Raw genomic sequence first — 16,051 nt, forward strand, 5'->3', positions numbered from 1 at the left:
ACAAGTTGACTGTGGTCGTCGTTGTACTCTCATTGCTCAAGGTAACGTCGAAGCTGGCATTCTGACCTTCATCAACCGTCGTATCAGAAATATCACTAACTTCAGGTCGATCGTCATTACCACCATTTGCACCTTCGTCGGCGATGGTTCCTGTGCCCACTACCGGGGTTGTTTGTACGGAAGTTGAGCCTGATAATGTAAACGACTCATTACCTTCATACACATCGTCATTAAGGGTTGGAACGATCACGCTGAAATCCGTGTGACCAGCAGGAACCTTGACGCTGAAGTTACCGTTTTCATCGACCGTCACTTCTTGCGTTGTATCATCCGCAAACTTAATCGTGACCGTCTCGCTGAAGTCCACGCCCGATGCCGCACTGTCACCTGCCAATGACAAGTTGACTGTGGTCGTCGTTGTACTTTCATTGCTCAAGATAACGTCGAAGCTTGCATTCTGACCTTCATCAACCGTCGTATCAGAAATAGCGCTAACTTCAGGTCGATCGTCATTGCCACCACTTGCACCTTCGTCGGCGATGGTTCCTGTGCCCACTGCCGGGGTTGTTTGTACTGAAGTTGAGCCTGATAATGTAAACGACTCATTACCTTCATACACATCATCATTGAGAGTTGGAACGATCACGCTGAAATCCGTATGACCAGCAGGAACCGTGACGCTGAAGTTACCGTTTTCATCGACCGTCACTTCTTGCGTTGTATCATCCGCAAACATAATCGTGACCGTCTCGCTGAAGTCCACGCCCGATGCCGCACTGTCACCTGCCAATGACAAGTTGACTGTGGTCGTCGTTGTACTCTCATTGCTCAAGGTAACGTCGAAGCTGGCATTCTGACCTTCATCAACCGTCGTATCAGAAATATCACTAACTTCAGGTCGGTCGTCATTGCCACCGTTTACCCCAGAGTCCAGAATTGTTGTTTGGTCCCAAGCAACTCCGTTCGATGTAATGCCGCCAGATTCGGTCACAACCAAGCCAAAAGACTCTGCGCCTTCGTAAACATCGTCTTGTGTCGTTGTTATCGTTACAGTGATATCCGTAACACCGGAAGGAATAGTAACGTCTCCACTTGGACTTACATCCAGAGTCTGCTCTTGGCCTTCTCCGTCAATATAAGTCACCGTCATGTTACCAAGATCTTCATCTTCAGCAGTGTAGTTGCCATCTGTCTTTAGACTTAGATTGACAACAACAGGACTTTGAACTTCATTAGACAGCGACACCGTGAATACTGCGTCAGAACCTTCGCTCACGTCGCCAGCGTTACTCACTGAAAGTGACGTACTATCATTATCTAAAATTGTTGATGAGCCCGACTCGCTACCGATTTCCACTTTCATCTTCTCGTCATTTTCAACAACAAGATCATCAATCGTCGGCACAATGATTTCGAAGCTACTAACACCTGCAGGAACAATCAGGTAGCCCCCTGCAAAAACAACACCGTTCGTGTAGGTCGCATTAGGTAGGTTGACGTCTAAGTCATCTGCCGATGAGCCAGGGGCCAATGTATTTATTGGATACTTAACTGCCGTTTCTGTCGTCTCATCCAATACCACAGAAAACGTAACGTCCTCTCCTTCTGTAACTGTATTACCAGTTAAAGATAGATCTGGACCGTTTTCAGACACGTTGCCGTCTAGAACCTGATTGGCAATTGTAACCGTTGCAGGGTCACTTTCAGCGTTACCAGAATCCACTACAACGTAGTCAAAACTATCTTCAGGTGGGAAGCCCTCTACATAGCGTAACTCCCAATTCCCAGATATTTTTGTCGAGAAGTCTAATTGAGTAATTACCGCCCCTTCAGGTAGAGGGTAATCCTTACCGAAGCCAATACTGGTCTCTTGGAATAGCATGTTGTTGCCTTCTGGCTTCAAGAACTCAATAACTTGAGTTTGCTCTGTGCCGTTAGCATCAAGGTATGTCACCGTGATAAGAGCAGCATTGTTGTCGCCGTGCTCAAACAAACCTCCTAGACCATCCAGACCAAGATTCACGCTGCCTACAGGGTTCTCAGACAAATCAATGCTGATGGTTTCGCCGCGCTGAATGCCTTGGCCATCGTTATCAGCAATACCATGGCCAATATGTGAAACTTCTCGGTTGTATTGAGCTAGCACACCACTATCAGAGGAGATATCAATAGACGCTCCATTTACTAGATATTCGGTTCGACTATGTGACTCACCACCGTCTGCACTTAAACCCCAGTTGTAGAAATCCGTCGTTGACTCTTCTCCATTTGGAGAATTAGGTCTGTCTTTAATACCTAGCAAGAACCCAACATTATCCGCTTCATAGTAGATGCTGTCTTTGTTGTACAACGAGCCATCGGCCGATGTGATTTCTTGAAGATCGCCATTTTCATCTCTGAAATACAAGGTGCCAGATGTAGGTAGCTCTGTTATTAGGATCTGAAGATCATCGCCATTTAAGTCATCCTCAACGTCAGAAATATGATCGCTTTCTGAGCCCTGGTCCAAAGGCTTATCATCAGTATCAAAAATTACGTTAGTAATAAGTTCGTCAGCGCTATGGTCAAAGTCTTCGTTAAGTGGCTTGTCGTTAACTGGTGTGACGTTCAGCGTAACTGTTGTGGTTTCAGTGACGCCGCCAGAGGTGACTGTGTAAGTGAACTCATCCGCACCGTTGTAATCTTGGTTCGGCGTATAAGTGATCGTACCGTCGTTGTTCACAACCACACTACCATTTGCTGGGCCATCACCTGCATCTACTGACACAACTGGTGATTGGCCTTCGAAGCTGTCGTTATCCAACACATCCAAAATTGTTGGTGTGTCTTCAACGATATCTGCACTATCAGCGACAATATCGGCAACGGCGTTAACCGTGAAATCAACCGTCTGACTCACTTCCAAACCACTTAGATCTGTCGCGGTAAACGTTAACTCTTCTGAACCGTTCCAGTCTGCTGTTGGTGTGATCGTCGCAATACCATCAACAATCGAAACTTGAATGTTGCTGTTACCAGAAACAGTAAACGTCAGCTCGCTGTCTGCGTCGTCAACATCGCTAAATGCGTCATTTAAATCGATGGTATAAGGCGTAAAGTCCTCAGATAGAACTTGGTCAGCAATGGTATTCTCAACCACCGGTTTGTCGTTGACTGGCGTTACGTTTAGAGAGACTGTCGTAGTCTCAGTGACGCCGCCAGAGGTGACCGTGTAAGTGAACTCATCCGCACCGTTGTAATCTTGGTTTGGTGTGTAGGTGATTGTTCCGTCGTTGTTAACAACCACACTGCCATTTGCAGGGCCATTGCCCGCTTCTACTGATACAACTGGTGCTTGACCTTCAAAGCTATCGTTGCCCAACACATTCAAAATAGTCGGCGTATCTTCAACGATATCTGCACTATCTGCGACAATATCGGCAACGGCATTAACCGTGAAATCGACCGTCTGGCTCACTTCCAAACCACTTTGATCTGTCGCAGTAAACGTTAGTTCTTCTGAGCCATTCCAGTCTGCTGTTGGGGTGATAGTTGCGATACCATCGACAATCGACACTTGAATATTGCTGTTACCAGAAACAGTAAACGTCAGCTCGCTGTCTGCGTCGTCAACATCGCTAAATGCATCATTTAAGTTAATCGTGTACTCAGCAAAATCTTCCGGTAGAACTTGGGGTGGGATAACATTTTCGGTTGTTGGAGCATCATTAAGTGGATTAACTGTTACCGAGACTTCCGCTTGATCCTCTAACGCACCATCAGAAACTGTGTAGCTAATGGTAGCGTCGCCGTTGAAGTTTTCTGCTGGAGTAAATACAAGCTTACCGTCTACGATCTCAACCGTACCTTGCTCTGCAGGAACAGACGCATTCACTATGGTCAGTGTGTCACCGTCAACATCGATATCGTTTGGTAGCACATCAATGGTGACTGGAGTATCTTCGTCCGTCGTAGTGCTGTCATCATTTGCTACTGGTGCATCATTTACAGGGTTAACAGTAACCGAAGCCGTTGCTTCATCTGTTAGTTCACCATCGGTAACAACATAAGTGATGGTTGCTTCACCGTTGAAATCTTCAGCAGGTGTAAAAACTAACTCACCATCAACGATTACAACGGTTCCCTGTTCTTCAGGTACTGTGGCTGAGTCAATTGTAAGAGAGCCGCTATCTTCATCATCATCATTGGCTAGGACATCAATGGTAATCGAAACGTCTTCGTCTGTTTGAATGTTGTCATCTTCAGCGACCGGAGCAATTGGCGTGACGGCCCGAGAGGTGTTAGGAAGGTTTAAATACAGCTCAGCAAGAGTAAGGCTTTGAGTCTCAGAGAAGCCAAGCGCAGCTAACCCCGTTGTTTCAAACACAGTATCGGCTAGCAATTCTGCTGCCGTTCGCTCTACAGTGCCGCTAGCCTGCAAACTGGAACCATTACTCTCGCCTGCAGCTGGTGCGAATTCTTCGTTGAGCAACGTTGGATCTTGCCCGTCTTGAAGTGCGTCAATAATTTGAGCGACATCGTCAGTGACGTCTAGCCCCCCTTCTTCTCTTGCGACCTGAACTTGAAGCTTTTCTGGTTCAGCTTCAGTTCTAGCAACAATAAGTTCACCCAGTAACGGTTGTTCGTTTTGAGCTAATGTCTTTAACTGCCCATCCAAACCTATTACTACGATCTGACCACCAAGTGAAACTAAGGATGTACGATCCATATAAACCCCTGACCTTTAAATACTGTCAACATTTTGACCAATGATACCAATTCGTTATATATTGCCCGAATATATATCGCAATAACAGCTCATTAACACTAAATTACAACTTCTAAGTCACATATTACTTATACAAATGTATATAACGGCTCAAAGTGATGAGAATCACAAACATATGGGCAACCATACCAAACAAGCGATGAAAAACATGATATTAGTTCAAACTATAATAAGAACGCCATACCAATAGAAAACACATAGTTACACATCACCGAGTATAGCAATCAGTTACATAGTTGATTATTAATAGCTTTGTGCGTTAAATTATTGACGCCAATGAAGGCCAATTAATTTATAAGAACAATTTCTCGCCTCTAAAATTACTTAATTAGGAGAATCACAGTGAAGTGGACTCGTGCCAACGCCTTTTGCTTAGGTGTGCTCGCGACTAGCCCTGCAATTGGGCAAACGCTAGAGCAAGCAGTCGAAAATGCACTTAAGACTAATCCCGATATAAAAAGCGCGTTTAATGAATTCGTAAGTAAGCAGTACGTGAATGAAGCCTCGAGCGGCGCTTACCTCCCTTCGGTAGATCTTGATGCAGGAATTGGATATGAAGGTATCGACCCTGCAGAATCCGGAAGAGAGTCTACAGATCTCACTAGAAAAGAAGCGACCGTCACACTCACTCAGTTGATTTGGGATGGCTCAGCTACGCTCAATGACATAGACAGAACCGCAGCTGACGCTGAGTCTGTTCGATTTCAATTACTTGCAGATGCGCAAGACACCGCACTTGAAGTATCAAAAGTATATCTAGATGCTGTAAAGGCATACGAAATCTTAACGCTTTCAGAAAACAACCTGAAAGTGCATAAGAAAATCTATCAAGACATCAAAAAGCGAGTTGATTCTGGTATTGGCTCAACGGCTGATTTAACACAAGTAGAAGCACGTCTAGCCAAAGCTCATGGAAATCTAGCCGCTGCACAAAACAACTTATTCGACAGCCATACCATGTTTACTCGAATTGTTGGCCAATCACCTCAAGGACTAATATTTCCTCGTGCAGATCAAAACTTCATCCCTTACACGATAGATGATGCGATCGACTTGGCATTTCAAGCCCACCCAGTAATTCAGATTTCAATGGCAGATGTCGATTCAGCGAAGTTCCAGTATAAACAGTCGAAAGGGACTTACTACCCCACACTATCTGTTGAAGCCGCGCAAACCTGGCGAGATGATGCAGGTGGTATTGAGGGGCGTGGTGACGAAACCACTGCGATGCTACGTATGCGTTACAACCTTTTCAATGGTGGTAGTGACGTAGCCAACGCAGAGAGCTTTGCGTACCAGTTAAACAAAGCAAAAGATCTGCGCGAGAGAGCGTATCGAAACGTTGAAGAAGGATTAAGACTCTCTTGGAGTGCTTTAGATCTCACACAGCAGCAAAAACAGTTCTTATCTGATCACGTTGATTCAGCCTCTCAAACCGTCATCGCTTATGAGAAGCAGTATCGAATTGGTAAACGTACTCTACTCGACTTATTGAACACTGAAAACGAGTTGTTTGAAGCTCGTAAAGATTATTTAGATGCGAAATACGCTGAGCAATACGCGAAGTACCGTGTAATGAACGCGACAGGTCAGTTACTCAACGCACTCCGTGTTGACGTTCCAGTCGAGTGGAATCAGAAGGTGGAGTACTAGACCATGAGAGCAACAAAAATTCTTTTCGCGCTAGGTGTATTGTTTACTACCCATTTTGCAGTAGCTGAGGATGAATACGAGTATGTAGAAACGCCTAACGCCGAGCAAATTGCAGACCTTCTGGACGATGATAATGATGGCGTAATCAATGCACGAGATCTGTGTCCTGGAACGCCCGCGACTTCAGAGATCGACAACGACGGTTGTGGTGAGTACATAAAATCGTCTGAAAAAATGCAAGTAAGAGTACTATTCGCAAATGACTCTGATGAAATTAACTCAGTGTTCCGTCGCCAAATTCGTGAATTATCAGAATTCTTAAAAGAGTACCCTAATACATCCATTGAATTGCAAGGTTACGCTAGCAAAGTCGGTGGTTCAGAACATAACTTAGACTTATCAAAGCGCAGAGCGAACAACGTTCGTACAGCGCTGGTTGAGTATGGTATCGATTCAGATAGAGTTCGCATTGTTGGATTTGGTGATACGCACCTAGCTCAACAAGGTACCGATGAAGTGAGCCACGCTCTTAACCGTCGAGTGACTGCTTCAGTCATTGGTTACAAAGGTGAAATCAAGAAAGAATGGACCATTTTCACCACACTTCCAAAAAGTTAATTTAAGGAGCTTCGGCTCCTTTTCTTTTTCAACCTTGCTAAACCGTATTATGCTTTAGGAATCGGCACTTTAGTGGTAATCTACTCGCGTCATAACAATGAGAGTTTTGAAATGAGCAAACTTACATCAGATATCCAAGCAAACCTTGACCTTTTCGTTGCTGAAACCAAAGAAAACCAGTTGGTTTGGGGTCTACGCAATGAAGAAGGTTGGCTATCTTGTGAATCAACTGAATTCGAAAACAGCGAGGTTATGCCTTTCTGGTCTGCTAAGGAAGATGCACAAACACACAACGTTGAAGAATGGGCAGATTTCGAAGTACTAGAAATCCCTCTAGATATCTTTGTTGAAGATTGGCTTCTAACTCTTGCAGAAGATGGCGTGCTTGTTGGTACAAACTGGAACGCTCAGCTAGAAGGTAAAGAGGTTGAACCTCAAGATCTAGCTAAACTGTATGTAGGCTAATTCCTAAAGACCTCAGTCTCGTGCTGGGGTCTGCTTTATTGTTACTTACCTTTTCGATGTAAAGCTCGACCGAGCGCATAATTTTCTTCATTCTATTATCTATACCCTTCGGCTTTTGTCACAATGAACTGTACCTAATTGGTATATCATTCTGAGCAAACAATATAAAAATAACATAAGGTTACATCACTATGCGTACCCTGCTTTCTTTGCTTGCGTCACTCCTAATCGGCGGTCAGGCAAACGCAAGTGACACTCAAAATATCACCCAATGGCATGCTGTCTATCAAGCTACGATGAAAACAAACGCTAAGTCTGCGCTCAGCATGCTGCAAGATCGGTATCATAGCGCCGATTCTAATAGCGAAAAGTTGTACGTTAGCGGCTTGATTTACGAATACATGTCTAACATTGATCAACCGTATTATGGAAGCAGTCAAATATTAGAAAACCGCTTTGCCAAGCTTGAGTCCAAGTACATTCTTGCACTGACAGAACGAAAAAATGGCAACTACGATACGTCGGTAAACGTTTTTACTTCCTTACTACAAAGTGCAAAACAGCGAAGTGATGAAGAGACTAAAGCATTGATGAACTATCAGCTTTGTTACACGTTGAATCAACAGGGCCAGTACCACAAAGCAAGCTTCTTTTGTTCATCATTAAACAATCATTTATCGGGCGATCATCAACAAAATATCCCTTCGGATCTTGCTTTACGTGTTATCGCGAACAACTTTGACTTTCGCGGTGAGTATGAAATTGCACTGAATTTGTACCGTCGATTGCTGACAGAAATGCCGACTCAGAGTGACCCAACTGGTGTCTACAATGACGTTGGTAACTTACTGAGCGAGTTAGGTCAGTTCGAGCAATCCGAACAGTACTTAATACAGGCCTTGTTGGCACGCCAACTTGAATCAACACCGCTAGAAGTCGCACAGGTCGAACATAGCTTGGCGGCGATGTATAGCAAATCTATGGATTATGAAAAAGCCGTCAGCCACTACAAGAACGCATTGACGCTTCTTGAGGATCTTAACTATCCCTACGGTCAAGGGTTAACTTATCTTGGGCTTGGTTCCGCTTATGTTGATTCTGGCGATTTGAAAAGTGCAGTACCTTACATTAAAAGTGCACTTGCATTAGGTGAGCAATACGAAAATAAGCGTTTGCAAACTGAAAGCCATCTTACCGCGGGCTTTGCTTATTTGAAGCACGATTCTCTACGCGAAGCTCTGGAACACGCGCAAGCGGCGTTAGAACTCGCCAATAAAAATTCCACATCAGCGCTACAAGCCAAAGCTCAACTGTTGTTATCGCAGATTTATCAAAAGCAAAATGATTTTTCTAACGCCCTCTCACACTATCAAAAATACGCAAAGCTCGAACTTGCTAGCCGTGATGCCAACAACGTAAAAGCAATTGAGGCGTTGGATCTAACAAAAAGCGAGTACGAATATGAACTGCAGCTGGTCAAAATAGACAACGAGCGAAACCTTAAGCTCTTGGAACTTGAGAAGTTAGGTGAACAGCAACGTGCTTATAACTTTGTGATTTTCTGTTTGCTTACTATTTTACTAGTCGTGCTGTTCGTATTACGCAATACCAAGATCAAATCACGCTTAGATAGACTTACTGGTTCGTTAAACCGAAGCACAATCATAGAAAAAATAAGAAATCAGACCGTCAGCGCCCCAGAAGACATGCGCTATGTATTAGCCCTGATCGACTTGGATAACTTTAAACTGCTCAATGACAAGCACGGACACCCAACTGGCGACTTGGTGTTAAAGCACGTGTGCAAAGCGATTCAAGTTAAATTGAATAAAGGCGAGTACCTTGGGCGCTTGGGGGGAGAAGAGTTTATCTTGCTGTTGAAGAACGTGGATGAGATTGATGTGCCATTCCGTATCCAGAGCCTACACAAAACCATCTCTGAAAAACAAATTAAGAGCACTAACGACGAAACTCTCAATGTGACAGCAAGCTTGGCCTACCTCTCAACGTCTAAGCCACTCAGTAACTTCGATGAGTTGTATTCGATACTAGACCAAGCTTTGTATCAATCTAAAAAGAACGGACATAATGCCGTGATTGATGCGTATAACGAACCTATTGATCTTCCGTCTTCTGCTTTTGAATCAACGACTGCATAACGGCGTCTTTGTTGTTTAGATAGTCATCTAAGCCCGCTTTGCGCAGGTCGCAAGACGGGCAATCACCACAACCATCACCGATGATGCCGTTGTAACACGTTAGCGTGTTTTCACGAACTAGTTGCAGCGCATCATATTGATCAGCCAGTGCCCACGTTTCTGCTTTGTTCAACCACATTAGCGGGGTTTTGATGTCAAACTGACGATCCATACCCTTAACCAAGGCACTGTTCATCGCTTTCACAAAATCATCACGACAATCTGGATAGCCACTAAAGTCTGTTTCACAAACACCGGTAATTACTGTTTCTGCGCCAATTTGGTAAGCGTAGATGCCAGCAAGCGTTAGGAACAAAATGTTGCGACCTGGAACGAATGAATTCGGCAAACCGTTTTCTTGAAGTTCATGAGAAACTGGAATGTCGTCACGCGTCAGAGAGCTAATGGCCAGTTCATTCAGTAGGCCAACATCCATCACTTTGTGTGCAGTGACGCCAAGATCTTTTGCGACTTTCTCAGCCACTTCAATCTCCAACTTATGACGCTGACCGTAATCGAATGTGATGGCATGTACTTCGTCAAACTCTTTTAAAGCTTGAACCAAACATGTTGTAGAGTCCTGTCCACCACTGAAAACAACGACTGCTTTTTTCATCTTTCTCTCCGAGCTTAAGCAATACTTAGGTATTTATGAGTTTGAACCGACAAACGCCAGTTGCGAGCAACACAGGTATCAATACACAGTTGCGTAGCGCGAGGCTTCTGACTGATAGGCTGAAGTGCGATTACTGTCTTCTCAGCGATTTCTGCAGAGGCCAACAATGCATCAAGCTGATCGATGTCTTTTTGGGTGCCCACCGGATGTTTGATCTCATTTGCGCGTTCTAATGCACTTTTGAGTACTGGTAGCTTCCCTTTCATTGCGACCTTAGGTGACACTGTCACCCATGTACTTTCTGAAGTTACAACCTCTGAAGTACCACTGGTTTCGATTTGGCATTGGCAACCCATTTCTTCAAATGCAGCCGTCAACGCACGTAAATCATAGATGCATGGTTCGCCACCAGTGATCACAATATGCTTCGCATTGAAGCCCTGCTTTTTGTATTCAGCTACGATGTCTTCCGCCGATGCGAAACACCACGTTGGAGAATCTTCTGTTTTCACCAAGATATCACCGATCTGGCGCTGGCCTTCCTCTTCTGCGTACCAAGTCTGTTTCGTATCGCACCAAGAACACCCAACCGGACATACTTGTAAACGCACAAAAACCGCTGGCACACCAGTGAAAACCCCTTCCCCTTGGATGGTTTCAAACATCTCATTTAGCTTATACAACGTAGAACTCACTCAACTCATTATACTTCGAGGCGAAGACCTTAATGGAGAGGCGCACTCAGGTCAATTTAAACCAAAAATAAATTGTTAAAATAGGTTGTTTTGTAGTTTCATACGCAGGTTCCCCATTTTTTAAGGTAAGTAAAGATGTACAAGCTGATCGCCCTAGACATGGACGGCACGTTGCTAAACAGCGACAAAGTAATTTCTGAAGAGAACAAGCAAGCCATTGCAAAAGCACGTGAAGCGGGTGTTACCGTTGTCCTTGCTTCTGGCCGCCCTCTTGAGGGAATGCAAGACAAGCTAGACGAGTTAAACATCAACTCTGACAAAGACTTTGTTTTGTACTACAACGGCTCTATGGTGAAAAACATTGGCACCAATGAAATCATCCATCAGCAGATCATTGATGGCAAAGCTGCGAAGAAAATTGCACGTAAAGCACGCGAGCTTGGTGCTTATGTTCACGCGTTCAGCCAAGAGCATGGTCTGATCACAGAAGAAAACAACCCTTACACTGACATCGAAGCAAAAATCAATGGCGTAGCAGTCACTGAGATGAACTTTGATGCTCTAGAAGATGATCACGCGATCATTAAAGCAATGATGGTTGCAGAGCCAAGTAAACTAACTGAAGTTATCTCAGCCCTACCAGCAGAGCTAAAACAAGAGTTTACAGTTGTGCAAAGTGCGCCTTTCTTCTTAGAGTTTTTGAATCCTTCAAGCAACAAAGGCGTCGGTGTTTCGGCAATCGCAGAATACTTAGGCATCAAAGCTGAAGAAGTGATTTGTATGGGTGATGCCGAGAACGACCACCACATGCTTGAATACGCAGGTCTTGGTATCGCAATGGCGAACGCAATGGAAGAAACCAAGCAAATCGCAGACTACATCACGGTAAGCAACGACGAGCACGGTGTAGCAAAATCGATCGAGAAATTTGTGCTTAACGCGTAATCCCCTGAATCGATCTGAATTGATGTAAAAAAGCCTCGCATTTGAGCGAGGCTTTTTGTTATCCATTTTCTAGCTAAGCGCTCTGTTTCGCACGCTTTCCACACGTCAGCTTTCTAGCTAACATAATAAAAGTCAGCATTAGCAACGGATAATGGAACGTATTAAAGACCAGAGACCAGAACCCACTGAACGAAACCGTTGTTCCCAAGTAGAGATAGAGTTGATCAACCAACAACAAGGCCAAAATAACGAACAACATCTGCTGGCGCTCAAATCGAATATCCGACTCTTTAAATGTCATAACCAGTGCAGACGCTGTAATTAAAATCGCTAACCAACTGGTGAACACAGGCAATGGCCAGATAACAGAGATCACTGCCGTAATTGCTGTCATGGTGAACCAAACCCCTTTCGAGGTGAGCAGTCTATCGACATCTATTTCTGGGTTATCTTCCAAACGCAAAACATGCCATGCCACAAGAACGCCCAACAACGCACCTACAGACATATCCAGAATAAACGCAGTCCCTAAGAAGAACTTGCAGAACATTACGGTTAAAGTGACTAAGCCCGTCAACAAAGTGATTCGATTTAAACCAAAGCTCTTCGTCCTTTGGAATAAGAAGGTCATCACACAAAACCAAATCGCGATCGGCAAGCTTGGGAAACTAAAGCCAAAGCTATGGGTTAACTCTGTGATCGGCATATAAACGTGCGGTCTTGGTAGCGAGAACCCCTGCTGCGCAACCAATACCATCAGAGAAGTCGCAGTGATAGAGAAAAATAGACGGTACACGAAACGGCTATCAAACTTCATCATGACAAACGGGAACAAGAACAGCAGGAACGTTGGGTTGCTGATGCTGGTTACCAATTTTGCAACTTCGCAGGTTGTTTCACGGCTTGCTGACGAAAATGACGCAATCGAGCTTTGTAGGTCAACCATCCAAGAAAGCTCAAGTTGACGAAACCCCGGCGCGGAATCTATCAACTGATCAACATAGACGACTGATTGATTTGTCGCTCGTGAATAAAATTCAGCCACCTCTTTCCACTGCGCAGGATAACGGTAAAGAGACGCTGACATGTTGCTCGGGCTTGCAATCATTGCAGAGGCGACTTCTACGCCATAATGCGGCGCAAACCAAATTGGAAGCTCGTACCCATTTAAAGTGTTGGTCATCGAAAACGCAATCACTTCTGAATCAGAGACACAATCATAGAATACGGCTCTATCTGTTCTACCTAGCTCCTCGCCGACAGTGACAACTAAGCCAGTTTCTTCCCAAGTTTCTCGTTGAGCCGCGAGTCTTGGTGACTCACCCTCAATAACAGTGCCACCAGGAAGAGAAATCTTATTGGTTAATATTTCATGGATTAAAACCAGTTTGTCATCTGCGCGCACAATACAAAGCGCCCCTTTTACGTCTTCAGGAAGAGGATTCGCGGCAGATGTAGGAGATACAAACAAAGAAATGGAATACAGGATGAGAAAAAACAGCTGTCTCAGCACAAAATACGACCTTTAACAAAAAAGAAGAATCACTCAGCTATGATGGCAGGATTACCAATATTTTTCGACATAAATTAAGTAACCAGTTGTACATTTAGCACACATGTCAAAAAACGCTTTGCGACACTCTTCAAAATAGTTCTGACAAAAATCAGACATAACTAGAAATATTGGCTGCGATTTTGCCAGTTATATTAAGTTAACGTCAGAGGAATTTACGTGGATTTTGCGCCTTCTCAGAATTGAAACAAGAAAGAGAGCTTATTGTCGACAACAAATAAACTCTCTTTATGGTTCACTTATACTTTTACAGCTTTAACCATGCGTCTGTCCAAGCCGAGCCCAAACCCGGCTCATAAGCACTTGGAGTTGAGCCACACCACAAACTGTTTGGCCAAGGCTTACATTGGTAACTTGCACCGTTATTCGTCACCACGTCCCCTGCAGAATAATTCGTACCCGCTTGGTAAGCATCACCCGAAGTTGGCGGCGTTGGTGGTGTAGGCTCTGTTGGTGGCTCTACCGGAGGATTAGTCCCAGAACAATCTGAGCTGCCAATTGGCTGCCATACTCCCCATGGCCCCGAATCGGAGGGGTTATCACCTTGGGTCCACCATTGTGCTTGCCATAACTGACCAGCCCAAGAAACAGTTTCACCCGTGTTGTATACGCCACTCGCTTGCCATTCATTGTCACAACTTCCTGATGGCGGTGTCGTTGCGCTAGTAGCGGAAGCTGTTGCCACCGCTTGGTATGTAGTACTGGTTTTATCGATGCCAAAAGCCAAGGCGACTCTCGCATCACCTGCTTGAGATGCGCCAAATTCCACATCGACACGACACGAACTCCCTGCATTGAGTGTCGATTGTGCACATTGGTCTCTGGTGATCATCGCAGATTTCGTGACACCAGAGCTCTGCAGTCCCACATTTTCTATAGTAAACGCAACATTACCGGTATTTTGAATGCTGAAACTGTGTTGCTTCAGCTCACCCACTTTAAAAGAACTCAAAGCCTGATTGGCGGTATAACCGACAGAAACATTATCTGTTGGCGGTGTCGTCGTACCTAAAACGCCATCGACAAAACTGCGCAATGCTGCAATGTCGCTGTACACACCGTACTTACCCGGTCGAGCACAACCTATCCCCCAACTGACGATACCTAACTGGGTGACGAGACCGTTATTATTAACGACGATGGGACCGCCGCTGTCTCCCTGGCAAGAGTCTATACCACCTTGCGGCACACCCGCACAGAATGATACTGAGCCAACCGTGGTGTAATTACCGCCAGCTTGTCGACAAGTCGCATCAGAGACCAGCGGAACATCCACTTCTTGTAAAGCGGCTGGCGAGCTGCCCCCCTCCGAAGTTCGGCCCAAACCAGCGACAGTTAACCAATCACCTACACCTGCATATTGCGAAACACTGCCTGCTGCGATATCCACTTTTGCAACACCTTGAGGGATCGAAGTTAGCTTGAGAAGGGCTATGTCATTTGAAAGCGTAGAAGCATTATAAGAAGGATGAACATAGATCTGGCTGACATTGGAGCGTACGCCATCAGTACCGTTATAAATCACGCCACCAATTTTTACCGCGATCTGATTTGGTGCGTCACCGTCCACACAGTGAGCAGCAGTAAGTACAAAACCATCCCCTATATAACTCGCCCCACAAAAAGAACGATTACCATTGCGGCTGACTATCTGTGTATAAAATGTCCAGTCGTTGGGGTTTGCCGTGATGCCACCCACGATATCCGGCTGAATCTCATTGTTTTGTGTTTGCGTGACTTGATCTGCACTTGCCAACATTGGCAATAACGCCGTTGCAAGTAAGGTTTTTGATAGATTCAATGTTATTTTCCTCTTGTTTTATGAGGCACTATTCATGTGCCACTTACAAAACAAGCAAACAAAAACAACATCACCAATTGGAATGAGCATGAGCCTCAAGACGCTGCGACAAAACTATTATTAAAGACCTACTGTCAAACTTATCACTTTCATCCATAGTAAGTACGAATCACTTACTTACCGTCATAATGACGTATTAATTAACGATTGGATAACGACTTTCTTAACCAATGAATATGATGACCAAACCCTTGGCTTTCATAAATAGAGACAGCGGTTTGATTGAAATCCCATACCTCAACGAACATCTGCTTCACACCGTAATCAACGAATGTCGCTTCAATTTTTTCAATCAAGGCTTTTGCAATGCCCTGTTTACGATATTCAGGTAAGACGTAAAGCTCATCAACACTTCCCATCATTACAGGTTTGCTAACCGTAGAAATAAGCTCGCAGAAATGCCCAGACACAAAGCCGATAATCTCATCGCCTACTCTAGCGACATAAACCAAGCATTCCGGGTTATCGAGATAACGAGCGATGCTCTTCTCTTGTTCGATTTCTTCTGCGGTTTTAAAAAACTCCGGAGACTGAATGTGGTGCTCATCATGCAACTCGAACATCAAATCATTGAGTTGTTCAAGATCGTCAAAAAGCGCTGGTTTGATTAAAAAAGTAGACATAAGAAAAGAAGCCAAAAACGGGAATCCATATAGTGT

Annotated in this window: 11 protein-coding genes; 5 read left to right on the forward strand and 6 right to left on the reverse strand. The window is 44.6% G+C overall.

Annotated elements, in window-relative coordinates:
- Window positions 1-4,708: tandem-95 repeat protein (locus QTO06_RS10445; protein ID WP_331407883.1), on the reverse strand; the 4,708-nt coding region annotated here is incomplete at its 3' end.
- A 402-nt stretch (window positions 4,709-5,110) separates the two neighbouring features.
- Here QTO06_RS10445 and QTO06_RS10450 point away from each other — a divergent pair.
- From QTO06_RS10450 to QTO06_RS10465, 4 genes are all read left to right on the forward strand, one after another.
- Window positions 5,111-6,421, forward strand: coding sequence for a TolC family outer membrane protein (locus QTO06_RS10450; protein ID WP_009704414.1), 1,311 nt, complete (start codon window positions 5,111-5,113; stop codon window positions 6,419-6,421).
- Between the two features lie 3 nt (window positions 6,422-6,424).
- Window positions 6,425-7,039 (forward strand): OmpA family protein, encoded by a 615-nt coding sequence (locus QTO06_RS10455; protein ID WP_331407885.1) that lies wholly within the window; start codon window positions 6,425-6,427, stop codon window positions 7,037-7,039.
- Between the two features lie 111 nt (window positions 7,040-7,150).
- Entirely contained in the window at window positions 7,151-7,504 is a 354-nt protein-coding gene (locus QTO06_RS10460; protein ID WP_331407888.1) for a DUF2750 domain-containing protein, read from the forward strand.
- A gap of 191 nt (window positions 7,505-7,695) precedes the next feature.
- Entirely contained in the window at window positions 7,696-9,663 is a 1,968-nt protein-coding gene (locus QTO06_RS10465; protein WP_258491636.1) for a tetratricopeptide repeat-containing diguanylate cyclase, read from the forward strand.
- On the opposite strand, the gene queC is transcribed toward QTO06_RS10465, so the two are convergent.
- On the reverse strand, window positions 9,620-10,318 hold the full coding sequence (gene queC, locus QTO06_RS10470) for a 7-cyano-7-deazaguanine synthase QueC (RefSeq protein ID WP_331407894.1): 699 nt from the start codon (window positions 10,316-10,318) through the stop codon (window positions 9,620-9,622). The genes QTO06_RS10465 and queC overlap by 44 nt on opposite strands.
- A 14-nt stretch (window positions 10,319-10,332) precedes the next feature.
- Entirely contained in the window at window positions 10,333-10,983 is a 651-nt protein-coding gene (gene queE / locus QTO06_RS10475; RefSeq protein WP_331407897.1) for a 7-carboxy-7-deazaguanine synthase QueE, read from the reverse strand.
- A gap of 165 nt (window positions 10,984-11,148) precedes the next feature.
- Between queE and QTO06_RS10480 the strand changes: the two genes are divergently transcribed.
- Window positions 11,149-11,958, forward strand: a complete 810-nt coding sequence (locus QTO06_RS10480) for a Cof-type HAD-IIB family hydrolase (RefSeq protein WP_331407899.1) — start codon at window positions 11,149-11,151, stop codon at window positions 11,956-11,958.
- A 73-nt stretch (window positions 11,959-12,031) separates the two neighbouring features.
- Here QTO06_RS10480 and QTO06_RS10485 read toward each other — a convergent pair whose 3' ends face one another.
- From QTO06_RS10485 to QTO06_RS10495, 3 genes are all read right to left on the reverse strand, one after another.
- Window positions 12,032-13,471 carry a bifunctional NUDIX hydrolase/phosphatase PAP2 family protein gene (locus tag QTO06_RS10485; RefSeq protein WP_331407901.1) on the reverse strand — a complete coding sequence of 480 codons (1,440 nt, stop codon included), beginning with the start codon at window positions 13,469-13,471 and terminating at the stop codon, window positions 12,032-12,034.
- Window positions 13,472-13,778: 307 nt separating this feature from the next.
- Complete coding sequence (locus QTO06_RS10490; RefSeq protein WP_331407903.1) at window positions 13,779-15,332, reverse strand: trypsin-like serine protease; 1,554 nt, start codon at window positions 15,330-15,332, stop codon at window positions 13,779-13,781.
- Between the two features lie 200 nt (window positions 15,333-15,532).
- Window positions 15,533-16,015, reverse strand: a complete 483-nt coding sequence (locus QTO06_RS10495; protein WP_331407906.1) for a GNAT family N-acetyltransferase — start codon at window positions 16,013-16,015, stop codon at window positions 15,533-15,535.
- Between the last annotated feature and the right edge of the window lie 36 nt (window positions 16,016-16,051).

This window comes from Vibrio sp. M260121 (assembly GCF_036533715.1).
Classification (GTDB): Bacteria; Pseudomonadota; Gammaproteobacteria; order Enterobacterales; family Vibrionaceae; genus Vibrio.